This is a genomic window from Actinophytocola xinjiangensis (assembly GCF_001921215.1).
GTDB classification, from domain to species: domain Bacteria; phylum Actinomycetota; class Actinomycetes; order Mycobacteriales; family Pseudonocardiaceae; genus Actinophytocola; species Actinophytocola xinjiangensis.
Genome location: NZ_MSIF01000009.1, coordinates 198,378 through 220,587, shown reverse-complemented (window position 1 = coordinate 220,587; position 22,210 = coordinate 198,378). Strand labels below are relative to the sequence as shown.

Annotated in this window: 20 protein-coding genes and 1 tRNA gene; 6 read left to right on the top strand and 15 right to left on the bottom strand. The window is 70.1% G+C overall.

Annotation, left to right across the window (positions count from 1 at the left end; genetic code table 11):
- Positions 1–249: 249 nt before the first annotated feature.
- Positions 250–1,029 carry a pyridoxamine 5'-phosphate oxidase family protein gene (locus BLA60_RS19975; protein ID WP_245812066.1) on the bottom strand — a complete coding sequence of 260 codons (780 nt, stop codon included), beginning with the start codon at positions 1,027–1,029 and terminating at the stop codon, positions 250–252.
- A 506-nt stretch (positions 1,030–1,535) separates the two neighbouring features.
- Between BLA60_RS19975 and BLA60_RS19970 the strand changes: the two genes are divergently transcribed.
- Positions 1,536–2,651, top strand: coding sequence for a globin domain-containing protein (locus tag BLA60_RS19970; RefSeq protein ID WP_075134553.1), 1,116 nt, complete (start codon positions 1,536–1,538; stop codon positions 2,649–2,651).
- 4 nt (positions 2,652–2,655) lie between these two features.
- Here BLA60_RS19970 and BLA60_RS19965 read toward each other — a convergent pair whose 3' ends face one another.
- The 5 genes from BLA60_RS19965 to BLA60_RS19945 form a co-directional block, all read right to left on the bottom strand.
- Positions 2,656–3,039 (bottom strand): heat shock protein transcriptional repressor HspR, encoded by a 384-nt coding sequence (locus tag BLA60_RS19965; RefSeq protein ID WP_075134552.1) that lies wholly within the window; start codon positions 3,037–3,039, stop codon positions 2,656–2,658.
- A 41-nt stretch (positions 3,040–3,080) separates the two neighbouring features.
- Complete coding sequence (dnaJ, locus tag BLA60_RS19960) at positions 3,081–4,274, bottom strand: molecular chaperone DnaJ (protein ID WP_075134433.1); 1,194 nt, start codon at positions 4,272–4,274, stop codon at positions 3,081–3,083.
- A gap of 29 nt (positions 4,275–4,303) precedes the next feature.
- On the bottom strand, positions 4,304–5,065 hold the full coding sequence (grpE, locus tag BLA60_RS19955) for a nucleotide exchange factor GrpE (protein WP_084735112.1): 762 nt from the start codon (positions 5,063–5,065) through the stop codon (positions 4,304–4,306).
- Positions 5,062–6,915, bottom strand: a complete 1,854-nt coding sequence (dnaK, locus tag BLA60_RS19950; RefSeq protein ID WP_075134432.1) for a molecular chaperone DnaK — start codon at positions 6,913–6,915, stop codon at positions 5,062–5,064. Before dnaK ends, grpE begins: the two co-directional genes overlap by 4 nt.
- Positions 6,916–7,076: 161 nt before the next feature.
- Positions 7,077–7,796, bottom strand: a complete 720-nt coding sequence (locus BLA60_RS19945) for a DUF4097 family beta strand repeat-containing protein (protein ID WP_084735111.1) — start codon at positions 7,794–7,796, stop codon at positions 7,077–7,079.
- A gap of 178 nt (positions 7,797–7,974) precedes the next feature.
- On the opposite strand from BLA60_RS19945, the gene BLA60_RS19940 reads away from it, so the two are divergent.
- Entirely contained in the window at positions 7,975–9,171 is a 1,197-nt protein-coding gene (locus BLA60_RS19940) for an MFS transporter (RefSeq protein WP_075134431.1), read from the top strand.
- Here BLA60_RS19940 and dcd read toward each other — a convergent pair.
- Positions 9,127–9,708, bottom strand: a complete 582-nt coding sequence (dcd, locus tag BLA60_RS19935) for a dCTP deaminase (RefSeq protein WP_075134430.1) — start codon at positions 9,706–9,708, stop codon at positions 9,127–9,129. The two genes, BLA60_RS19940 and dcd, sit on opposite strands and share 45 nt — an antisense overlap.
- A 60-nt stretch (positions 9,709–9,768) precedes the next feature.
- Between dcd and BLA60_RS19930 the strand changes: the two genes are divergently transcribed.
- Both BLA60_RS19930 and BLA60_RS19925 read left to right on the top strand, forming a co-directional pair.
- A tRNA-Gly gene (locus BLA60_RS19930) sits at positions 9,769–9,842 on the top strand.
- Between the two features lie 245 nt (positions 9,843–10,087).
- Positions 10,088–11,095, top strand: a complete 1,008-nt coding sequence (locus BLA60_RS19925) for an SGNH/GDSL hydrolase family protein (protein ID WP_075134429.1) — start codon at positions 10,088–10,090, stop codon at positions 11,093–11,095.
- A gap of 151 nt (positions 11,096–11,246) precedes the next feature.
- On the opposite strand, the gene BLA60_RS19920 is transcribed toward BLA60_RS19925, so the two are convergent.
- Entirely contained in the window at positions 11,247–11,702 is a 456-nt protein-coding gene (locus tag BLA60_RS19920) for a DUF4304 domain-containing protein (RefSeq protein WP_075134428.1), read from the bottom strand.
- A gap of 153 nt (positions 11,703–11,855) precedes the next feature.
- Between BLA60_RS19920 and BLA60_RS19915 the strand changes: the two genes are divergently transcribed.
- Both BLA60_RS19915 and BLA60_RS19910 read left to right on the top strand, forming a co-directional pair.
- The gene (locus tag BLA60_RS19915; protein ID WP_075134427.1) at positions 11,856–12,569 is read left to right on the top strand and encodes a LuxR C-terminal-related transcriptional regulator; all 714 of its coding nucleotides are present in this window, start codon (positions 11,856–11,858) and stop codon (positions 12,567–12,569) included.
- Between the two features lie 119 nt (positions 12,570–12,688).
- Positions 12,689–14,521, top strand: coding sequence for an acyl-CoA dehydrogenase (locus BLA60_RS19910; RefSeq protein ID WP_075134426.1), 1,833 nt, complete (start codon positions 12,689–12,691; stop codon positions 14,519–14,521).
- Positions 14,522–14,577: 56 nt separating this feature from the next.
- On the opposite strand, the gene BLA60_RS19905 is transcribed toward BLA60_RS19910, so the two are convergent.
- The 7 genes from BLA60_RS19905 to BLA60_RS19875 form a co-directional block, all read right to left on the bottom strand.
- Entirely contained in the window at positions 14,578–16,389 is a 1,812-nt protein-coding gene (locus tag BLA60_RS19905) for a VanW family protein (protein WP_075134549.1), read from the bottom strand.
- Positions 16,390–16,449: 60 nt separating this feature from the next.
- Positions 16,450–16,743: a GroES family chaperonin gene (locus BLA60_RS19900; RefSeq protein WP_075134548.1), complete on the bottom strand. Its 294-nt coding sequence runs from the start codon at positions 16,741–16,743 to the stop codon at positions 16,450–16,452.
- A 68-nt stretch (positions 16,744–16,811) separates the two neighbouring features.
- Positions 16,812–17,303, bottom strand: coding sequence for an SRPBCC family protein (locus tag BLA60_RS19895; protein ID WP_075134425.1), 492 nt, complete (start codon positions 17,301–17,303; stop codon positions 16,812–16,814).
- A 54-nt stretch (positions 17,304–17,357) separates the two neighbouring features.
- Positions 17,358–19,574, bottom strand: coding sequence for a translocation/assembly module TamB domain-containing protein (locus BLA60_RS19890; RefSeq protein ID WP_084735138.1), 2,217 nt, complete (start codon positions 19,572–19,574; stop codon positions 17,358–17,360).
- An 89-nt stretch (positions 19,575–19,663) separates the two neighbouring features.
- A complete protein-coding gene (locus tag BLA60_RS19885) occupies positions 19,664–20,455 on the bottom strand; it encodes an amino acid ABC transporter ATP-binding protein (RefSeq protein WP_075134423.1) in 792 nt (263 codons plus the stop codon).
- Entirely contained in the window at positions 20,452–21,270 is an 819-nt protein-coding gene (locus BLA60_RS19880) for an amino acid ABC transporter permease (protein ID WP_075134422.1), read from the bottom strand. Before BLA60_RS19880 ends, BLA60_RS19885 begins: the two co-directional genes overlap by 4 nt.
- A gap of 83 nt (positions 21,271–21,353) precedes the next feature.
- Entirely contained in the window at positions 21,354–22,145 is a 792-nt protein-coding gene (locus BLA60_RS19875) for a basic amino acid ABC transporter substrate-binding protein (protein ID WP_075134421.1), read from the bottom strand.
- Positions 22,146–22,210: the final 65 nt, after the last annotated feature.

The following is a 22,210-nucleotide window of genomic DNA, read 5'->3' as shown; positions in this document are numbered from 1 at the left end:
CGTCAGAAAAGTTGAGTCAGTTCCGCTCAACCCCGGTTCGGTGCTGCCGATTCAGCCTGATTCGGTGCGTCACGACCATGGTCACCCCCCTCACCCACATGTACCAATCGGGTTGTCCACAGCGAGGAGGTGGTTGTCCACAATCCCCAGGTGTCTGTCCACAGGTGTGGATGTGGACGGTCGCGGACCGGGGACAACGCGGTGAACAGGGCTGCAACGGCCCCGGCGGACACCGCCGTCAGGGTGATCTCAGCGGGTGGTGCTGCTCTGCGAGGCGCGCACGCCGAAGTAGTCGCCGCCCTTGCGGCGCACGTCGTCGGTGCCCCAGTCGCGGGTGCGCGGGACCGGCCGCAGCCGGGGAATGTGCTTGCGGCAGTGCACGTAGGCCTCCTCGACCCGCACCACCACCCAACGCTCCGGCGAGCGGCCCCGGTCGATCTCGGCCGGCAGCCCGGGGCACTCCGGGCGCAGCACGGCGTCGTCGACGATCGCGGCGCGGCCGTTGACGTGCAGCCCGATCAGGTCGGTGACGAAGTCGACCATCAGCAGGCCGACGTGCGGGTTCTCGCTGATGTTGCCCAGGCTCGCGAGCACCCCGTTGCCCCGGTACTCCGGGTAGGCGATCCGACGCTCGTCGATGACGTGCAGGAAGCCGGGCGGGCCGGCACGGAAGGTCGAGTCGCACTCGCCGGCGGCGTCGGCGGTGGCCACGAAGGCCATCTCCATCCGGCCGACGAAGGCGATCATCGCGTCGTTGAGCCGGTCGAGGACCTGGTCCTGGTAGAACCGGCTGGCCCGGTCCTGGGTGCCGTAGGCGCACTGCAACAGGTGCTCGCCACGCGAGCCGGGCAGGCCGGCGGCCGGGTCCGGAACCGGCAGTTTCGTCGTCGGAACGGTCGGGACCGTCGGGACCTCGGCCGGGGCCGGCCGCTGACCAGGCACGTAGCGCTTCGGGTAGCCGCCGGGCGGCGGCGGGGCCGCCATGGGCTGGCCGGCACGGCGGGGGGCCACCGGCGGTGCGGGCCGCACCGGTCTGGCGGGTACTTGTCGACCGATCGGGTGAAATTTCCAGGTTGGTCCGTCCGGGGAGTCACCTACTCCCGGTGCGTCCGCGCCGCGCACCGGAACTCGCTCCACCGAGGGTGCCGGAACGGTTACCGGACTCGCCTCGGGGGTGTGATCAGCGATTTCCAGGTCCAACAGGGCTGGGCTGGCGACACCAGTGGGAGGTATCAGCTCTGGACGCACGGCGGACACGCTTTCATAACGCTCCCGTTGTGCGAACCCCCCTACCCACTTGTCCCCCGATTGTCCCAACGTGACTACGATGAGTAGTTGGCACTGTCCCGAATGGGCCGGAGGAGCGGACAAAACCCGGAGTTGCGTCTAGTGTCCTGACGTACTGGCCGACGGCGTCACACCCGACGCCGAAAGGTGGAGTCTGTGCCCCGACCATGACAGCCAACGCATTAGTGAGCCCGCTGCCGCACCATCCCCACGCCGAGCGCGCCGACTCGTCGGACCCGGTCGTGACTATGGTGCGGTTGGTGCGCGAGAGCTTCGCCGTGGTCGAGCCGCACACCGACCGGGTCGCCGCACATTTCTACGCCACGCTGTTCGCCATCGCGCCGGCGACCCGCGAGATGTTCCCGGTCAACATGGAGGTCCAGCGCTCCCGGCTGCTGCGTGCCCTGGTGCACGTCGTGCAGATGGTGGACCGGCCCGACGACCTCATCCCGTTCCTGCGCCAACTCGGCCGCGACCACCGCAAGTTCGGTGTCGTGGCCAGCCACTACGAGGCCGTCGGCATGGCGCTGCTGGCCGGGGTCAAGCAGTACGCCGGCGCCGCGTGGACCGACGAGGTCGAACGCGCCTGGGCCGAGGCCTACACCATCATGGCCCGGGCGATGCTCGAGGCCGCGTCGGCCGACGAGAACCCGGCCTGGTGGCCGGCCACCGTCGTCGAACGCCAGCGACTGACCCACGACCTGGCGATCGTGCGGGTGCTGCCGGACTACAACCTGCCCTACCACCCCGGCCAGTACGTGAGCGTCGAGACGCCGCGCCGGCCCAGGCTCTGGCGCTACCTGACCCCGGCGACCGCGCCGCGCGAGGACGGCCTGCTGGAGTTCCACGTCCGCTCAGTCGAGCGCGGCTGGGTGAGCCGGTCGATCGTGGCGCACGCCGAACCGGGCGACAAGTGGCGGATCGGCCCGCCGATGGGCCGCATCCGGGTCGACCGGAGCGCCGGCCGGGACGTGCTGATGGTGGCCGGCGGCACGGGCATCGCCCCCATGCGCGCGATCATCGACCACCTGGCGAAGTGGGGCGAGAACCCCCGGGTGCAGCTGTTCTTCGGCGGCCGGGTCCGCGCCGACCTCTACGACCTGGAGAACCTGGCGGCCCTCGCCGCGTCCAACCCGTGGCTCACGGTCGTGCCGGTACTGGAGTCGGACACGACGGGCGCCGGCTCGGTGGCCAATGCCGAACGCGGCACGCTGGCCGAGGTGATCACCCGCTACGGCGCCTGGGACAACCACGACGTGCTGGTCTCCGGCTCACCGGCGATGGTCCGCTCGACCGTGTCCAGGATGCTGGTCGCCGGCACACCGCTGGAGCGGATCACCTACGACCCGTTCACCGTCGACTGAGTTTTCAGCGGCCCTTGGGCTTCCACACCACGAGTGCCGTCTGCCGCACGACCGGCACCAGCTCGTTGCGGTAGGAGCGGTGGATGGCCGCCGCCGCCTGCTCGGCCGCCGCGTGCACCGCGGCCAGCTCCTCGGTCAGCTCGGCGACCCGCGAACGCAGCGCGCCGACCTCGTTCTCCAGGTCGATGATCCGCTTGATGCCGGCCAGGTTCACGCCCTGCTCCTGGGACAGCCGCTGCACCTCGCGCAGCACGGCGATGTCGCGCATCGAGTAGCGGCGACCGCCGCCGGAGGTGCGGCCCGGCGAGACCAGGCCCATCCGGTCGTAGCCGCGCAGGGTCTGGGCGTGCAGGCCGGCGAGATCCGCCGCCACCGAGATCACGAACATCGGCGTGTCCTCGTCGGCGCCGGGTGGGAACGGGAATCCGGTCACGACTCACTCCGTTTCTCCAGCATCGCGGTCAGCTCGGGCCGGGGATCCTGACCCGAGGTCGCCCGCAGGTAATCCTCCAGCGCGGTCCTCGCCTGCTCGTCCAGTTCCGCCGGAACCGTGACCTGCAGGGTCACCAGCAGATCGCCGACCTGGCCGTCGCGGCGGGCGATGCCCTTGCCGCGTACCCGCAGCACCCGGCCGCTGGCCGTGCCCGGCGCGACCCGCAGCGAGACCTTGTCCTCCAGGGTCGGCACGGTGAGCGTGGTGCCCAGCGCGACCTCCGGGAAGGTCACCGGGACCTTGATCGTCAGGTCGTTGCCGGTGCGGCCGAAGACCGGGTGCGGGGTGACGTGCACCCGGACGTACAGGTCGCCGGCGTGCCCGCCGTTGCCGCCCGGCTCGCCCTGTTCGGCCAGCCGGATCCGCTGGTCGTCGTTGACACCGGCCGGGATGCGCACGGTCAGTGTGCGGGAGCGGGTGCTCACGCCGTCGCCGCCGCACTCGGGGCAGGGGTCGTCGACGATCCGGCCGGTGCCCCGGCAGTCGCGGCACGGCTCGCTGAACGCGAACGCGCCCTGGCTGCGGCTGACCAGACCGGCGCCCGAACAGGTCGGACAGGTCCGCGGGGTGGTGCCCGGCCGCGCGCCGTTGCCGTGGCAGGTGGCACAGGTCGCCGGGCTGGACAGGCGCAGCGGCACGGTCGCGCCCTTGACCGCCTCGACGAAGTCGATCCGTACCTCGGTCTCCACGTCGGCGCCCCGGCGCGGCCGGCTGGCCGAGGCGGTGCCACCGCCCCGGCGGCCGAACAGGTTGCCGAGCAGGTCGCTGATGCCCCCGCCGGCGGCGGCCCCCGCGTTGCCCTGCTGGCCGGCGAAGATGTCGCTGAAGTCGAAGGTGGACCCGCCGTTGCCGAACCCGCCGAACCCGCCGCCGCCCGGACGGAACCCGCCGGAGCCGAACAGCCGGCGGGCCTCGTCGTACTGCTTGCGTTTCTCCGCGTCGCCGACCACGCCGTAGGCCTCGGACACGGCCTTGAACCGGGCCTCGGCCTGCGCGTTGCCGGGGTTGGCGTCCGGGTGAAGCTCCCGCGCCAGCTTGCGGTACGCCTTCTTGATCTCCCCGTCGCTGGCGTCGGAAGGGACGCCCAACTCGTGGTAGAAGTCCTTGTCGATCCAGTCCCTAGCACTCATCGGACGTCCCCTCCCTCCTTGACGCTTCCTCAGTCCTCGGCTCTGTGGTTGCCACCGCGCTCGGGCGGGGCGGCGTCCACGTCGACGGGCTCGAACCAGTCGTTGCCGTCACCGGCCTCGCCCGGTGCCGCCTCGGCGGCCGGTGGCGCGGCGCCCGGCTCGTGGTCGGTGACCCCGACCAGCGCGGCCCGCACGATCCGGTCGCCGATGCGGTAGCCACGGCGCAGGACCGCGGTCACCGTCGGCTCGCTCACCTCGGGGGAGGTGTCGTGCTGGACGGCCTCGTGCACCGACGGGTCGAACGGCTCACCGTCGTGGCCGAACGCCTCCAGGCCGACGCGCTCCAGGGTGGCCACGAGCTTGTCGGCCACGGCCTTGAACGCCCCGGTGAGGTCGCCGTGCTGGGCGGCGCGCTCGATGTCGTCGAGCACCCCGAGCAGCTCACCGGCCACCGACGCCTTCGCCTGGGTGATCACGGCCTCGCGGTCGCGGTCGATCCGCTTGCGGTAGTTGGCGTACTCGGCCTGCAGCCGCTGGAGGTCGGCGGTGCGCTCGTCGAGCTCCGCCTTCAGCTCGGCCTCCTGGCCGGGCTGGTCGACGACCGGCTGGTCGGGGCCGGGGCCGGCCGCGGCGTCCGCCGCGACCTCGGCCCCGGCCTCTTCCTGGGTCGGGTCCTGGTCCAGGTCGGGCGGGCGAACCTGCCCGGTCTCGGGATCGATTCGACGGCGGTCGCGCACGACGACTCGCGGCTCCTCTCCGGAGATCTCGTCGGGCTGGTGGTCCGAGGTCACTTCTTGCCGTCCTCGTCGACGATCTCGGCGTCCACCACGTCCTCCTGGCCCGGGGTCGCCTGCTCGCCACCGGGAGCACCGTCGCCGGCGCCCTCGTTCGGCTGCGCGCCGGGCTGGGAGTACATCGCCGAGCCCATGGCCTGGGACTCGGCGGCGAGCTTCTCCATGGCGCCCTTGATGGCGGAGGTGTCGGTGCCGCCGAGGGCCTCCTGGGCCTCCTTGACCGCGGCGTTGACCTTCTCCTTGACCTCGCCGGGGATCTTCTCGTCGTTGTCCTTGACGAACTTCTCGGTCTGGTAGACCAGGGTCTCGGCCTGGTTGCGGACCTCGGCCTCGTCGCGGCGGCGCTTGTCCTCCTCGGCGTGCGCCTCGGCGTCCTTGACCATCCGGTCGATGTCCTCCTTGGGCAGCGCGGAGCCGCCGGTGATGGTCATCGACTGTTCCTTGCCGGTGCCGAGGTCCTTCGCGTTGACGTGCACGATGCCGTTCGCGTCGATGTCGAAGGTGACCTCGATCTGCGGGACGCCCCGGGGCGCCGGCGCGATGCCGGTCAGGTCGAAGGTGCCCAGCTTCTTGTTGTGCACCGCGATCTCGCGCTCACCCTGGAAGACCTGGATGCCGACCGTGGTCTGCCCGTCGTCGGCGGTGGAGAAGATCTCCGAGCGCTTGGTCGGGATGGTCGTGTTGCGCTCGATGAGCTTGGTGAACACGCCGCCCTTGGTCTCGATGCCCAGCGACAGCGGGGTGACGTCGAGCAGCAGCACGTCCTTGACGTCGCCGCGCAGCACACCGGCCTGCAGCGCCGCGCCGATGGCCACGACCTCGTCCGGGTTGACGCCCTTGTTCGGCTCCTGGCCGCCGGTCAGCTCCTTGACCAGATCGGTGACCGCCGGCATGCGGGTCGAGCCGCCGACCAGGACGACGTGGTCGATGTCGCCGAGCTTGACGCCCGCGTCCTTGATCACGTTGTTGAACGGCGCGCGGGTGCGGTCGAGCAGGTCGCTGGTGATCCGCTGGAACTCGGCGCGGGAGAGCGTCTCGTCGAGGAACAGCGGGTTCTTCTCCGCGTCGACGGTGATGTAGGGCAGGTTGATGTTGGCGCTGTTGGAGCTGGACAGCTCGATCTTGGCCTTCTCGGCGGCCTCACGGATGCGCTGCAGCGCCATCTTGTCCTTGGTGAGGTCGATGCCGGCGGACTGCTTGAACTTGTCCACCAGCCAGTCGACGATGCGCTGGTCCCAGTCGTCGCCACCGAGGTGGTTGTCACCGGAGGTCGCGCGGACCTCGACGACGCCCTCGCCGATCTCCAGCAGGGACACGTCGAACGTGCCGCCGCCGAGGTCGAAGACGAGGATCGTCTGCTCCTTCTCGCCCTTGTCCAGGCCGTAGGCCAGCGCGGCCGCGGTCGGCTCGTTGACGATGCGCAGCACGTTGAGGCCGGCGATCTGGCCGGCTTCCTTGGTGGCCTGCCGCTGGGCGTCCTCGAAGTAGGCCGGGACGGTGATGACGGCGTCGCTGATGGGCTCGCCGAGGTAGGCCTCCGCGTCGCGCTTGAGCTTCATCAGCACGCGCGCGCTGATCTCCTGGGCGGAGTAGCTCTTGCCGTCGACCTCGGTCTTCCAGTCGGTGCCCATGTACCGCTTGACCGAGCGGACCGTGCGGTCCACGTTGGTCACGGCCTGGTTCTTCGCCGGCTGCCCGACGAGTACCTCACCGTTCTTGGCGAAGGCCACCACGGACGGGGTCGTCCGCGAACCCTCGGAGTTGGCGATCACCGTCGGCTCACCGCCCTCGAGGACGGCGACGACGGAATTGGTCGTCCCCAGGTCGATTCCGACCGCTCGCGCCATTGGATTCCCTCCTGCTGTGTTGCTCGTGCTACGTGGTTGAGTCTGATCCGCTCAAGCTTTCGGGGAGATCCTACGCCTCCGCCGAATCAGACTTGAGCCCCTGTCGCTCAACCTTCCTGACCCTCTCAACGTGGGAGGTGCGCGAATCGTTCCCGGCGCCGTCAGGACTTCTTGACGGTGATGTTGCCGCTGTCGACCGCGAGGTCGAGGTGGTGTTCGCCGCCCTCGTCGTTGTCCAGGGCGCTGTCCAGGTCACCGCTGTCGATGTCGGTGCTGACCTGGTAGCGGCCGTCCGGAACGGTCACCTCGACGTTGCCACTGTTGACCCGCGCCCGCACGTCGTCGATGACGGCGAGGCTGATGGTGACGTTGCCGGAGTCGGCCTCGACCTGCGTGGCGCCGCCGATGTCGATCAGGTCGACGTTGCCGGAGCTGGCGTCGACGTTGACCGTCCCGTCGACCCGGCGGACGTCGATGTCGCCGGAGTCGGCCTTGAGGTCGACCTCGGCGACCCCGGTGATGTCGACGTTGCCGGAGTTGACCTCTCCCTCGACGACGGTGCCCTCGGGGACGACGACCTCGTAGTCGATGTGGCAGTCGCGCTGCGGGCAGGGTTCGAGGACCAGCGTGCCGTTCTCGACCCGGTGGGTGGGGCCGGGCTTGTCGTCCTCGTAGAAGATGGTGCGGGTCACCTCGGGGTCGCCGCCGGTGTTGATGGTGAGGTTGCCGGAGTCGTTGAGGAAGCGGACGCGGGAGAACTCCTCGGTGATCCCGGCGTTGTCGGTGGCCCGCTCCTTGGTGATGTCCCACCCGCAGGCGGTGAACACGCCCAGCCCGGCGACCACGATCGCGCCGGCCGCCACCGCTCGTCCGATCCCCATGTCCGACCCCTTTGACTCAGTGTTGTTGCGCCGGTCCGACGCTGGTTTCGACGCTAGGGCGGCGACGTGGGCGGGAACATCAGGGAGCCCCCCGAACCGGTCCGGGGGTTACCCCGACCCTTCCCAAGATGCGAGAAATCTTTCCCAACTGACGGAACGCGGGCGTTACCGTGGGGGCATGCGACGCTGGCTGATCCTCGCCGTCGGGATCGTGGCGCAGGCCACCACGTCGAGCTTCCTGTACGGGATGCCGTTCCTGATCCCCGAGCTGCAAAGCAGCACCGGGGCGTCACTGGCCGAGGCGGGCGTGCTGGTGTCCGCGCCGCTGTTGGGGCTGCTGACGGCGCTGATCGCGTGGGGCGCGGCGGCCGACCGCTTCGGCGAGCGGGTGGTGCTGACCGTCGGCCTGGCCGCGACCGGGGTGCTGCTGCTGGTGAGCCTGACCCTGCCCGGCCCGGTGGCCCTGGGCGGCGGCCTGCTGGTGGCCGGCGCCGCCGGGGCGTCGGTGAACGCGGCGAGCGGCCGGGTGGTCCTGGGCTGGTTCGGCCCGGGCGAGCGGGGCCTGGCGATGGGCCTGCGCCAGACGTCCCAGCCGCTGGGCGTCGGCCTGGCGGCGGCGACCCTGCCCGGCCTGGCCGAACGGTTCGGGTACGTGGCGGCGCTGGCGCTGCCCGCCACCCTGTGCCTGCTGGCGGCGGCACTGGTCGTGGCGGTGGTGAAGGACCCGCCGCGCCCGCCCCGGCCGGCGGTGTCCGCGTCCCCCTACCGCGCGGCCACCGGCCGGACCCTGACCCGGCTGCACGTGGCGAGCGCGCTGCTGGTGGCGCCCCAGTTCATGGCCGGCACGTTCGCCGTGACGTTCCTGGTGTCCCAACGGAGTTGGAGCGCGGTGGACGCCGGTCGCCTGGTGGCGGTCGTGTCGGTGGCCGGCGCCGTGGGCCGGATCCTCGCCGGCGTGTGGTCCGACCGCGTCGGCAACCGCCTGGGCCCCATGCGGATCATCGCGCTGCTCGCCACGGCGACCATGCTGGCGTGGGCCGCCGGCGACCTGCTCGACTCGTCGCTGGCGGTGGCCGCCCTGGTCGCGGCCCTGGTGGTGACGGTCACCGACAACGGCCTCGGCTTCACCGCGACCGCCGAACTGGCCGGCCCGTTCTGGGCGGGCCGGGCACTGGGCGTGCAGAACACCGGCCAGAACGCGGTCGCGATGGCCGCCGCGCCCCTGTTCGGCGGCCTGATCACCGCGTTCGGCTACCCCTGGGCACTGGCCGCGACGGCGGTGTTCCCCCTGGCCGGCGCGTTCCTGACGCCCGTCGCGGGCGAACGCCGGTTATCGAACGGTGTCGACCCGGCTGAAGTTGAGGTACGCCCGTGACGGCGTCGGCCCCCGCTGCCCCTGGTACCGCGACCCGGCCGCGGCCGTGCCGTAGGGGTGTTCGGCCGCGCTGGAGAGCCGGAACAGACACAGCTGCCCGATCTTCATCCCCGGCCACAACGTGATGGGCAGGTTGGCGACGTTCGACAGTTCGAGCGTGATGTGCCCCTCGAAGCCCGGGTCGATGAACCCGGCGGTCGAGTGCGTCAGCAGCCCCAACCGCCCCAGACTCGACTTACCCTCAAGACGTCCGGCGAGGTCGTCGGGCAGCAGAACGGTCTCGAACGTCGACCCCAACACGAACTCCCCCGGGTGCAGGACGAACGGCCCGTCCCCGTCCACCTCGACCAGCGAGGTCAGGTCATCCTGCTGACTGCTGGGGTCGATGTGGGTGTACCGGGTGTTGTTGAAAACCCGGAAGAACCGGTCCAACCGCACGTCGACACTGGACGGTTGCACCATCCGCTCGTCGAACGGCTCGATCCCGAGCCGCCCGGAGGCCAACTCCTTGCGGAGGTCCCGATCACTCAGCAACACCCGCTCACCCTAGCCGCCAGGCCCGTGTATCCTCAGCGAAGCCCTGCTCCACGGGGCCGCGCGGATGTAGTTCAATGGTAGAACATCAGCTTCCCAAGCTGAGAACGCGGGTTCGATTCCCGTCATCCGCTCCACGCACGAACCCCCTGGTCACAGTATGTCCACTGTGGACCATGGATTCCTTGCCTCTTGATCAACAACCCTCTCGTGCTTCCCGCGTGCTGTGTGCGTCGTGGACCCGGTGCACGGTCGGGTGGAGTTCGGTTCTGCCGGCGGCGACGAGGTGCGGACGGACCTAGGTTCCTTCACAGGTCGCCGCTGTCCGTTCTGGGACGGCGGCGTAGGACTGTTGGGTGAAGGGACCGTAGTGGTGACAACGATGAGGCGGGGTCGCGGCCTGTTCGCGACGGCGTTGGCCGTACTGGTGTGCGCGGGGGCGGCGGTGCCGGCCGGGGCGGAGCAGCGGGCGGAGGCGGTGCCGACGGTGTTCTTCGGCGACTCCTACACCGCCAACTACGGCATCGCCCTCAAGCAGGACATGAGCGACTTCACGGAAATGCTCTGCTTCCGCGCGGAGCAGAACTTCCCGGCGGTGACGACCCGCGAACTCGCCGAGAAGGGCCGCACGCTCGACATCACCGCCGACCGTTCCTGCGGCGGCGCGGTGATCAACAACTTCTGGAACGACCAGACGCTCTACCCGACCCAGGAGACCGCGAAGCCGCAGCAGGACGCCCTGAAGGCGGACACCCGGCTGGTCGTCGGCAGCCTCGGCGGCAACACCGTCGGGTTCGTCAACATCCTCAAGCAGTGCTCTCAGAAGCTCCGCGACGAGGGTGGGCTGCTGCCCGGCGCGCCGGTCGACAGTGACCAGTCGGCCGAGCAGTGCGCCGCCTTCTTCACCGAGGGCGACGGCAAGCAGTGGCTCGACTACCGGTTCGAGCAGGCCGACTACGAGCTGGAGGAGCTGCTCGACCGGATCGCCTACTTCTCGCCGGACGCCACGGCCGTGCTGGTCGGCTACCCGAGGATCGTGCCCGCCGACGCCGGGAAGTGCCGGACCCCGGCCCCGGGCCAGACCACCACACCCCTGGCCGACGTCCCGGCCGACGCGCTGCCCGTGTTCGACCAGGTCCAGGAGCGCCTCAACGACCTGATGCGCACCAAGGCCACCGAGTTCGGTGCGACGTTCGTCGACCTCTACGCGGTCACCGGGGACAACACCGCCTGCGACGGCGCCGACCGTGCCATCGGCGGCCTGTTCGAGGACTCCCAGGTCACCTTCGGCGAGCAGGCGCTGCCCTGGTACCTGCACCCCAACGCCCAGGGGCGCGACCTCCAGTCCAGCCACGTCGCCACCGCCATCCAGAACGCGCTGAGCGCCTGATCACGGCCCCGGTCCCCACCGGCCAGTCAGAGCCAGTCGGCGATCACGGCCAGGTCGGCCGCGGTCAGGCCGACTGCCGGTTCGACGACGTACAGCAGCACTCGGCCCCCGTGGCGCGAGTCGACCCAGGTCCGGGCTTGGTGATCTCGGTTCAGGTGCGGTCCATGTGGGTGCGGATGGCGGGGAGGGCGAACTCGCGGACCGCCGTGAGGACCTCGTTGGACAGGGAGTCGAACGGGCGGCCGACCTCCAGCTCCCACCACAGTTCGCCGATGGAGTGGCCGGCGACCGTGACCAGTTCGCCGATCGGGGCCTGCCAGCCGGCGTGGGTTCGGGTGACCTCGTTGGCCGGGTAGTAGGGGCGCACCCGCAGCTGCTCGGCCCACTCGTCGCGGGAGATCACGCCCACGTGGACGGTGAAGCGGACGGCCCGGGCGGTGAACGAGCGGGCCTGTTCGACCAGGACCTCGCCCCAGTGGCTGGCGCCCTCGATGCGGAAGCGGCGGCCGACGCCGAAGAATCCGAGCGCGCGCAGGCCGGGGGCCAGGTTCGTGTCGACCATGAACCTGAACCAGTCCTGGGCGTTGCGCTCGATGTCAGACTCCACAATGACACCAAGAGTAGCGGGGCGAACCCACCCAGTGCTAAGGGTTCGTTATCGCCCGTCCAGGGGTGAAAACTCGTTCTCCTCCAGCGCGTCACGCCGTCCGGTCGGCCGCGTCACTCCAGTCGTGGAACGTGGTGGCGAGGGAGGACGGCGATGCTCGTGAGCACCCAGGTGACCCCGAAGGTGACCAGCACCGTCGGGGTCGCGCTCATCGACAGCACGCCGCTGGTGCGCGAGGGGCTCTGCTCGCTGATCAACCGCACGCCCGGCATGCGCTGGGTCGGTGCCGCCGAGTCACCGGCGCTGGGTCGCCGGCTGTGTGAGCGGCTGCGGCCCAACGTCGTGCTGCTCGACGCCGCGGTCGACCCGCGCGGGCACCTGGCGCAGGTGCTGACGGCCGGGAACCGGGAGATCGGGGTCATTCTGCTGGTCGACGAGGCCCACCGGACGACGCGTTATCTCTCCGGGGCGTTCGCGGCCGGGGTGCGGGGGGCGTTACGGCGCTCGGCGCAGCCGGCGGAGCTGCTGCGGGCCATCCAGGCCGTCCACCTCGACGGCCGTTACCTCGACCCGGCGCTCGCGCCGGCGATGACCGCCGGGGCGGCGGTGCGGCCCAGGACCCGCCACCAGCAGCCGCTGTCGCGGCGGGAGCACCAGGTGCTCGCGCTGATCGCCGACGGGCTGGAGAACCAGGCCATCGCCGACCTGCTGTTCGTCTCCGTCGAGACCGTGCGCACGCACGTCAAGAGCATCCTGCGCAAGCTCTCCTCGCGGGACCGCACGCACGCGGTGGCGATCGCCTTCCGCTCCGGGGTGCTCATGGTCGACGACCCACCGGCGTCCGGGTCGAGTGCGGCTAGGGACTGACCTCGGGGCGCGCACCCATGCGCTACCAATGAGTGACGTACCTCCTTGCCGACCTTACCGGCAAGTAATATCCTGAAGTTACCGCCGAGTAGGGGACCACGAGAACGGGGAGGGCCGACATGGGCCACTACCAGAGCAACGTCCGGGACCTCGAGTTCAACTTGTTCGAGGTTTTCCGGATCCAGGAGCGACTGGGGACCGGTGTACTGGCCGAGTCCGACGAGGAGACCGTGCGCGGCGTCCTCGGTGAGCTGAACAACCTCGCCACCGGGCCGCTCGCCGACGCCTTCACGGTCGGCGACCGCAACCCGCCGGTCTTCGACCCCAAGACCCACTCGGTCACCCTCCCCGAACAGTTCCACGACGCCTACCGCCAGCTCTGGGACGGCGAGTGGTGGCGCATCGGCCTGGCCAACGAGCTCGGCGGCCTCGGCCTGCCGCCCTCGGTCCAGTGGGCGCTGGCCGAACTCATGCTCGGCGCCAACCCCGCCCTGTTCATGTACCTGTCCGGGCCCAACATGGCCCAGGTCGTCTACCGCAACGGCACCGACGAGCAGAAGCGCTGGGCCGAGCTGATGATCGAACGCGGCTGGGGCGCCACCATGGTCCTCACCGAGCCCGACGCCGGCTCCGACGTCGGCGCCGGCCGCACCAAGGCCGTCCAGCAGGACGACGGCTCCTGGCACATCGAGGGCGTCAAGCGGTTCATCACCTCCGGTGAGCACGACCTGTCCGAGAACATCGCCCACCTGGTCCTGGCCCGCCCCGAAGGCGCCGGCCCCGGCACCAAGGGCCTGTCGCTGTTCTTCGTGCCCAAGTTCCACTTCGACGGGCAGACCGGTGAACTCGGCGAGCGCAACGGCGCCTTCGTCACCGGGGTCGAGCACAAGATGGGCATCAAGGTCTCCACCACCTGCGAGCTCACCTTCGGCCAGCACGGCGTGCCGGCCAAGGGCTGGCTCGTCGGCGACGTGCACAACGGCATCGCCCAGATGTTCCAGGTCATCGAGTACGCGCGGATGATGGTCGGCACCAAGGCCATCGCCACCCTGTCCACCGGCTACCTCAACGCGCTCAACTACGCCAAGGAACGCGTCCAGGGCGCCGACCTGACCCAGATGCTCGACAAGACCGCGCCGCGGGTCACCATCACCCACCACCCGGACGTGCGCCGCAGCCTCATGCTGCAGAAGGCCTACGCCGAGGGGCTGCGCGCGGTCTACCTGCTCGCCGCCACCCTCCAGGACGTCGCCTGGACCGGGGAGGGCACCGAGGAGTCCCGCGACCTCGCCGGGCGGGTCAACGACCTGCTGCTGCCGATCGTCAAGGGCGTGGGTTCCGAGCGGGCCTACGAGCAGCTCGCCCAGTCACTGCAGACCCTCGGCGGCTCCGGCTTCCTGCAGGACTACCCGATCGAGCAGTACATCCGCGACTCGAAGATCGACTCGCTCTACGAGGGCACGACCGCCATCCAGTCGCTCGACTTCTTCTTCCGCAAGATCGTCCGGGACAAGGGCGCGGCGCTGACCCACCTGGCCGGCCAGATCACCTCGTTCATCGAGGCCGAGAGTGGCAACGGGCGGCTCAAGGAGGAGCGGGCTCTGCTCAAGCAGGCCCTCGAGGACGTGCAGGGCATGCTCGGCGCCATGGTCGGGTACCTGACCGCCTCGCCCGAGGACCCGAAGAGCGTCTACAAGGTCGGCCAGCACAGTGTGCGGCTGCTGATGGCCACCGGTGACCTGCTGGTCGGGTGGCTGCTGCAGCGGCAGGCCGAGGTGGCCATCGCGGCGCTCGACGATGGCGCGGCCGGCAAGGACCGGGCGTTCTACGAGGGCAAGATCGCTGTCGCGTCGTTCTTCGCACACAACGTGCTGCCGGAGCTGTCGGCCGGGCGGCGGATCGTGGAGTCCGCCGACAACGCGTTGATGGAGCTGGACGAGTCGGTCTTCTGATCGGTTCGTCACACGGGGAAGGGGCTCTCGGCTGGGCGAGGGCCCCTTCCTCCGTTTCAGCCGCCGGCCGGGGGCTTGCAGACGATCTTGGGCTGCGGGTTGTACTTGACCGTCCGGGTCTTGCGGCTCACCTCGGCGCCCGACGAGGCGTTGCGGATGACCCGGGTGTCGGTGGCGGTGAAGCCGGGGGCGCCGGCGCTGGCGTGGCAGCCCTCCTTGGGGCCTTCCTTCTCCTGGGGCTGGGTCGGGTTGGTGCGCGCGCCGGGGATGGACTCGACCTCGAAGTGCTTGGTGCCCCAGATCCGCACGGTGATCGAGCTCGGTGTCCAGACCGTCTGGATGGCGACGCCGGTGTCCGAGTCGTTCGTGAAGCGCAGGTCGATGACGCTGCTGCCGTCGGGGTTCTGGAAGACCGTCGCCTCGCGGGCGGCCGGGTAGCGGCTGATGTAGTAGCTGTGCTCCTGGTGGCCGGCGTCGGTCATCGCGGCGAAGTAGGAGGCGTTGTAGAGGGTGGTGGCGAACTGGGAGATGCCGCCGCCGACCGCGCGGTCGGCCGAACCCTCCTTGATCACGCCCGCTTCGACGTAGCCCTGGGCCTTGGTGCGGGGGCCGGTGAAGTCGTTGAGGCTGAACGTGTCGCCCGGCTTGACGATCGCGCCGTTGACCTCGGCGGCCACCTTGCGGATGTTGACCCCGGAGTCGGTGGCGAAGCCACCGGTGGTGAACTCGCCGATGACCTCCTTGATGCCCAGCTTGTTCGCCGCTTCGGTGGTCACCTTGGCCGGCTTCGCCGCGTAGGTGGCGGTCAGCTCACGGCCCTCGTCCTTCTTCAGGACCTCCAGCAGGGGGGTGAGGCTCTTCTTCCAGTCGATGCCCTTGCCCTCGACGCTCGGGGTGACCGACGGGGCACCGCCGCTGAACACGATCTGCGCGTCCTTGCCCTCGACCTCCGTGGAGGCCAACTGCGGCTTGCACGCGGCGACGATCTTCTTCTCGTCCAGCTTCGCTGTCAGGCCGCCGCCCGACTCGGCCGGCGTGAAGATCAGTGCGGGGGCGATGTCCGGCGGGTTGAGCGTCGCGTCCTTGCCTTCGCCGCGGATCGTCACCGGGCCGGACACGGCCGGCTCGGCGATCTCCTTGATCGCCCGCTCGACGCCCTCCAGGGTGGTCTTCACCGGGGTCGTGGCGACCGGCAGGTCGATGGCCCCGCCGTTGGCCCAGTCCGCGACCAGCGCCTTCTTCGCCGCGTCGGCGTCCAGCTTCTGGCCCTGCTTGGGCTCGACGGCACCGGGGGTGAGGCCGTTCCACTTGATGGAGCCCTCGACCGGGTCCCGGTCGGTCTCGGCGCGCAGGGCCTCGACCGAGGCGCTGAGCGCCTTGTCGTCGGTGGTGGAGGTGATGCCGACCTCTTCGGAGCTGAAGAACGAGGCCAACCGGGTGAACGGGTTGAGCGGCTGGTCCCCGGCCTTGTCCAGGGTGGCCTGCCAGTCGATCGTCAGGCCGGCCTTGGCCGGGTCCAGCTTCGTCGACACGTCACCGGCCTTGACCTCGATCGGGCTGGTCAGCCGGGGTTCGAGCTGCTCACGCAGCATGGCCTCGGCGTCCTCGTGGGACTCGCCGCCGACGTCGACACCGACGACGGTCACGCCGCGGGGCACCTCGCCGGCGCTCAGCGCCAGGTCGAGGCCGTAGAGCAGGACGAGTGCGCCGAACACCGAGGCGGCGATGATGCCGGTCCGGCGGGTGGCGAACCGTTTCCAGAAGGGCTCGCCCGCGGCGGCGGGGGGCTGGCCGTCGGGGGGCGGTGCGGTGGCCGGCTGGATACGGACAGTGGGGTCCTCACCGGCGGTGGGTCTGCTCACGGGCATCAGCACGTCGGTCTGGTCCGCGTGCGATTTCGGCCACTGTGGCTCCACGACTGTCTCCCCTTAGAGATATAAACCTGTGCCGTGCTCGGTGCGTTCGCTGGCGATCGCGTGGATGTCCCGCTCCCGCATCACCAGGTAGGTCTGCCCCTGGACCTCGACCTCGAGCTGGTCCTCGGGATTGAACAACACCCGGTCACCGACCTTCACGTTGCGTACGTTGGTACCGGCACCGAGCACGTCTCCCCAGGCCAGGCGCCGCGCCATCTGGGCCGTCGCCGGGATGACGATGCCACCCGTGCTGCGTCGTTCCCCCTCCTCGGGAGTCAGCCGCACCAGCACCCGGTCGTGCAGCATCTGGATCTCGAGTTTGAGTTCGGACACTGGCGCATGATAACTACCGGCCCGGCGTGCGCTGTGAGGTGTCAGGCAGTCGGGGTGCCCCGGTCACCGGTCCGCTCCGCGGTGTGTTTCAGCTGGCGCAGGCTGGCTTCGATGTTGCGGCGGTTGCGCTCGGTGCGGGACCGGACACCCGTCACAAGGTTCGCGAACGGGACGATCCAGGCGGGCCGCCGGTCCCAGGTGCTCTCCTCCACCAGACAGCCGGCGGCGCCGGTGGTGACGATGTCGTAGCGCCAGCGGGAGATCGGCACGCCGCGCAGGTCCACGTCGAACGCGAAGCACTTGCCGGGGTCGGCGTCGGTGACCGTGACCGTGGTCGACCAGCGGCGCCAGCCCCGGCGGTTGTGGCCGCGGAACCGGGCGCCGACCCGCGCGCGCTCCGCCCCATCCAGCCAGCTGCCCCGGTGGAACTCCTCGGCGAACCCCGACAGTGCTGTCAGGTCGCTGACCAGCGCGTAGACGTCCGTCGCCGGTGCGGCGATCGCGGTGCGGGCGGACGCGCTCGGTGCCTTCATGGCCGACTATCCAACCAGAGCCGGGACCGAACCCTGATCAACATGACCGGCGCGTCAACTCGACCGGCGCAACATCCTGGTCAGGCCGGCGGCCACGGTCGTCGCCAGGATCCAGCCGCAGGCGATCAGCGACGCGGAGAACCACTGCAGTGTGCTGTTGAACACCCACTTGTTCTTGTGCCCGAAGTCGACGATCGGCACCAGGTGGTCGAGCGTGTACAGGAACGGGTTCCACACCAGCTTGTCGTCGGCGTTGGCCTCCACCGGCTGGGGCATCAGCGCGAACACCAGCGTGCCCACGGCCAGCAGCACACCCAGGCACAGCAGCGCGCGCATCGGCTTGTAGCCGTAGCCGACGACCCCGCGCTGCATCAGGCTCCAGAACCGCACGCCGGGGCCGAGCACCGAGTAGCCCTCGGCCAGCGCGACGTAACGCCACTTCTGCTTGGCGATCAGCACCTCGGCCGCGTGCTCCTCGTTGCCGCTGGCCCGCAGCATCGCGGCGAACTGGTCGTAGGGTCCCGGCCGGTAGCTGCCGCCCATGGCCTTGCGCAGCAACCGCAGCCGGCGCTTGATCTGGCCGTCGTCGTCCAGCTCGATCGGCACGGCCAGCGCGTCGTAGCGGAAGTCGTCCAGCTCGATGTGCCCGGTGGCGTCCCAGAACTTGTCGTTGTCGTTGAGCGAGGCGCACCGGGCGTGGCGCAGGTTCACCCGGCCCTTGGGCGCCACCGCCACGTCCAGACGCAGGTCCTGGGTGATCAGGCCGACGGCGTTGATCGCCGTGCCGCTGAGGCTGGAGCCGATCTCCGCGCCCTGGAACGTGGTCTGCCGGCCGACCTCGGTGCGCCGCACCCGGATCTCGCCGTGCGCGGAGAACGACTGGCTGTCCCGCTCGCCGCGCGCGCACACCAGGTCGCGGCCGATCCTGGCGACCCGCAGGTCCACCGACGGTTTGCGCGAGCGGTCGCGGCGGTAGCGGCCAGGGTTGACGAACCGGCCGGCGCGCAGGTCCAGGTTGGCGCCGATGTCGGCGTCGGGCAGCAGCACCGAGCCGAACACGGTGACCCCGCGCGCGTCGAAGTTGCCGCCGGTGGTGAACCGGCGGCCCTCGATGACGTCGCCGTTGCGGTTGCTCAGCACCGCGCCGTCGAACGTCACACTGCCCCGGGCGGTCACGTCGACCAGCCGCAGCTGGCCGGCGATCCGGGCGTTGCGCGCGTCCAGGCCGGCGTCGATCTGGCAGCCGTCGAAGTGCAGCGCCCGGTAGTCGTAGGGGCCGGGGGCCTTGGTGCCAGGGATCTCGGCGAACGGCTCGCGGCCGTCGGACAGGTCGATCCGGGCGCCGGTCAGCCGCAGCGAGCCGCCGATCCGCGCGTTCACCACGCGCACCGTGCCGGTCGACTCGAAGCCCTGGTCCAGGTTGACGTTGCCGGACACCCGCATCCGGTCGGCGATCAGCGCGGCGCGCGGATCGAAGTAGCGTTCCTGGCGGTGGTGGCGGTCCTGGTCGCCGCTGGCCGGCACCAGCGAGGCGCCGCGCAGCGAGAAGTCGCTGTCGACGGTGGCGCTGGGCAGGAACATCATGCCGGTGGACCGGAACCGGCGCTCCTTGCTCGGCACGCACGACAGGTTCCCGCCGACGTGCAGGCCGTTGCCGTCCAGCGAGAAGCCCGTCGGGTTGTGCAGCCACGCGCCGGCCAGGTTGACGTTGCCGCCGGTGCGCAGGCCCGGGATCCGCAGCTGGCCGTTGACGTGCAGGTTCGACGCCAGCAGCGCCCCGGCGAGGGTCAACCGGTCGGCGTGCAGGGCGAAGCCGCCCGGGTTGTCCATCCGGGTGCCGGTCAGCTCCAGCGAGCCGCTGATCTCGCCGTCGGTCAGGTCGACCCGGCCGCGCACCCTGGTGCCGCCGATGAACCGGACGTCGTTGTGGCTGTAGAGATTGCGCCCGTCCAGGCCTGGCAGCTGGCACTCGTTGAACTCACAGCCGGCGAGCTTGGCCTGGCGCAGGTCCGGCGGGTTGTCGAAGCGGCAGCGGACGAACTCCAGCAGGTGCGGGAACTCCACCGCGCGCAGGTCGAGCACGCCGACGATCCACCGGTCGGCGAAGCGCAGCACCGGCGGCGTGGTCCCCCGCCGGCGGATCCGCCCGCCGGCCCCCGGCTCGAACTCCACGACCTGCCGGACGATGTCCACCGCCCGCACCCGCGCCCAGTCCGGCGGCTGCGGGTCGAACGCGTCGAGGCGGCGCCCGCTGGTCACGTCCTCGGTCATCGACACCCCCATGCCCGCATCCCACGGTCATGATCCGCCGGACGGGCGGGCCGGGACCGTGGAAGGTTCCAGAACGACGATCCCAGGTGTCAGTCGGTCTGGTCGACGTGGGTGGGGTTGAGCACACGGCGCAGGAACGTGCGGGTGCGCTCCTCGCGCGGGTCGCCGATGACCTGCTCCGGCGGGCCCTGCTCGACGACCACGCCGGCGTCCATGAACAGCACCTTGTCGGCGACCTCGCGGGCGAACTGCATCTCGTGGGTAACCACCAGCATCGTCATGCCCTCGTCGGCCAGCCGGCGCATGACGGTGAGCACGTCGCCGACCAGCTCCGGGTCCAGCGCGGAGGTCGGCTCGTCGAACAGCATCACGTCGGGGTCCATCGACAGCGCCCGCGCGATCGCCACCCGCTGCTGCTGCCCGCCGGACAGCTCGCTGGGCATGGCGCGCTCCCGGCCGGCGAGGCCGACCCGCTCCAGGTTCGCCAGGCCGGTCGCCTCGGCCTGCGCCTGGGTCCGTTTGAGCACCTTGCGCTGCGCGATGGTCAGGTTGTTGAGCACGTTGAGGTGGGCGAACAGGTTGAACGACTGGAAGACCATGCCGATCTTGGTGCGGGCGGCGTCGATGTCGACGTCCGGGTCGGTCAGCTCGACCCCGTCGACCACGACCGTGCCGCTGGTCGGCTCCTCCAGCACGTTCACGCAGCGCAGCAGCGTGGACTTGCCGGACCCGGACGGGCCGATGACACACACCACCTCGCCCCGGTTGACCTCCAGGTCGATGCCGCGCAGCACCTCCACCGGGCCGAACGACTTGTGCAGGCCGGTGACCTCGACCGCGAGGTCGGCGGCGGTGTCGGTGTTCAGGTCCTCGCCGCTCATGCCTTCACCTCGGTCGACTCGGGGGTGCTGATCTTGGCGCCGCCGGTGCGCCGCTCCAGGTACCGCGACAGGTACGACAGCGGAATGGTGATGATCAGGTAGCAGAAGCCGGCGATCAGCACCGGGGTGAGGCTCTGCGAGGAGTTCAGGGCGACCCGGCCGAACTGGGTCAGCTCGTACTCGGCGATCGACGCGCCGAGGAACAGCGCCAGCGAGGAGTCCTTGGTGAGCAGGATCAGCTCGTTGGTCAACGGCGGCAGGATGATCTTGAACGCCTGCGGGATGACGATCGTGACCGTCGTGCGGCCCGGCGACATGCCCAGCGAGCGGGCCGCCTCGACCTGACCGCGCGGCACCGCCTGGATGCCCGCGCGCAGCGTCTCGGCCATGTAGGCGCCGCCGACCAGACCCAGCGCGATCATGATCGCCGTGTACTTGTCGATCAGCACCCCGAACGCGATCGGCACACCGGTGCCCACCGCCAGGATCACCAGCAGCGCCGGCAGACCACGGAAGAACTCGATGTAGAACCCGGAGATCCACCGGTAGGCCCGCACCTGCGACAGGCGCATCAGCGCCAGCACCACCGCCAGCACCAGCCCGAACCCGAAGCCCATCGCGGTGTAGATCACGGTGTTGACCAGCGCCACCGTGATCACGTCCGGGAACATGCTCCCGGCGACCTCGAGGTTGAAGAAGTTGTGCCGCAGCTTGCCCCAGTCGGCGAACACCACGAGGGCCAGCACGGCCAGGACCAGGATCCCGTACTGGACCCAGCGGATGACTTGTGCGCGCTTGCGCTTGGACATGGCCACGGGAAGACAACTCCTCGGACGAGGGTGGGGGATCTACCACACGGAAAAGGGCCCGCGCATCGCGCGGGCCCTCCGCCCGGTGGCTACTCGGACGGCGCCGTGCCGAACCACTTCTCGTAGATCCGGTCGTACTCGCCGCTGGACTTCACCTCGGCCAGCACCTTGTTGATCGTGTCGGCCAGCTCCTTGTTGCCCTTGCGCACGCCCATGCCGTACTGCTCGCCGGTGTCGAACTCCTTCACGACCTCGAAGTCGGTCTTGTCCTTCACCCAGTCGTAGAGCACGCCGTTGTCGTTGATGGCGGCGTCGACCTGCCCGGTCTCGACCGCGTTGAGCATCAGGCCGAGGTCCTCGTAGTTGACGATCTCGGCGCCCGTGGCGTGCTCGTTGCCGTAGTCGAAGCCGGTGGTCGAGTTCTGCACGCCCAGCCGCTTGCCGGCCAGGTCGGGCAGGTCGGACACGCCCGAGCCCTTCTTGGTGACCAGCGCCTGGGTGGCGTCGAAGTACGGGTCGGAGAAGTCGATGTTCTTCTTGCGCGCGTCGGTGATGGTCATCCCGGCCGACGAGATGTCGCACTTGCCGGCGTTGAAGTCGGCGCCGGACTGGATGCCGTCGAACGGGGTGTCGACCACCTCCTGCTCGACCCCGAGCTCCTTGGCCACGAGGTCGACCAGGTCGATGTCGAAGCCGATGACCTTGCCGCCCTCCTCGTACTCGAAGGGCTTGTAGGGCAGACCGGTGCAGTTGGTGAGCTTCCCGTCGGACACCAGTTCCACGCCACCGGCGGCCTCACCACCGTCGCTGCCGCAGCCCGCGAGCACGATGGCCAGCGCGGGCACCGCGGCCCAAACCTTCAGCGTTGGTCGACGCGTCACGGTGTCACTCCTCGTTACTCAGATCGGCTTGAGTGAGGGGCATACTGCCACCCCGGGTCGAAACG

Excerpts from the sequence above, each read along its gene's own strand:
- BLA60_RS19970 (WP_075134553.1), top strand. The coding sequence starts at position 1,536 with ATGGTGCGGTTGGTGCGCGAGAGCTTCGCCGTGGTCGAGCCGCACACC.
- BLA60_RS19965 (WP_075134552.1), bottom strand. The coding sequence starts at position 3,039 with ATGTTCGTGATCTCGGTGGCGGCGGATCTCGCCGGCCTGCACGCCCAG.
- dnaJ (WP_075134433.1), bottom strand. The coding sequence starts at position 4,274 with ATGAGTGCTAGGGACTGGATCGACAAGGACTTCTACCACGAGTTGGGC.
- dnaK (WP_075134432.1), bottom strand. The coding sequence starts at position 6,915 with ATGGCGCGAGCGGTCGGAATCGACCTGGGGACGACCAATTCCGTCGTC.
- BLA60_RS19945 (WP_084735111.1), bottom strand. The coding sequence starts at position 7,796 with ATGGGGATCGGACGAGCGGTGGCGGCCGGCGCGATCGTGGTCGCCGGG.
- BLA60_RS19940 (WP_075134431.1), top strand. The coding sequence starts at position 7,975 with ATGCGACGCTGGCTGATCCTCGCCGTCGGGATCGTGGCGCAGGCCACC.
- BLA60_RS19925 (WP_075134429.1), top strand. The coding sequence starts at position 10,088 with ATGAGGCGGGGTCGCGGCCTGTTCGCGACGGCGTTGGCCGTACTGGTG.
- BLA60_RS19915 (WP_075134427.1), top strand. The coding sequence starts at position 11,856 with ATGCTCGTGAGCACCCAGGTGACCCCGAAGGTGACCAGCACCGTCGGG.
- BLA60_RS19910 (WP_075134426.1), top strand. The coding sequence starts at position 12,689 with ATGGGCCACTACCAGAGCAACGTCCGGGACCTCGAGTTCAACTTGTTC.
- BLA60_RS19905 (WP_075134549.1), bottom strand. The coding sequence starts at position 16,389 with ATGCCCGTGAGCAGACCCACCGCCGGTGAGGACCCCACTGTCCGTATC.
- BLA60_RS19900 (WP_075134548.1), bottom strand. The coding sequence starts at position 16,743 with ATGCTGCACGACCGGGTGCTGGTGCGGCTGACTCCCGAGGAGGGGGAA.
- BLA60_RS19895 (WP_075134425.1), bottom strand. The coding sequence starts at position 17,303 with ATGAAGGCACCGAGCGCGTCCGCCCGCACCGCGATCGCCGCACCGGCG.
- BLA60_RS19890 (WP_084735138.1), bottom strand. The coding sequence starts at position 19,574 with ATGACCGAGGACGTGACCAGCGGGCGCCGCCTCGACGCGTTCGACCCG.
- BLA60_RS19885 (WP_075134423.1), bottom strand. The coding sequence starts at position 20,455 with ATGAGCGGCGAGGACCTGAACACCGACACCGCCGCCGACCTCGCGGTC.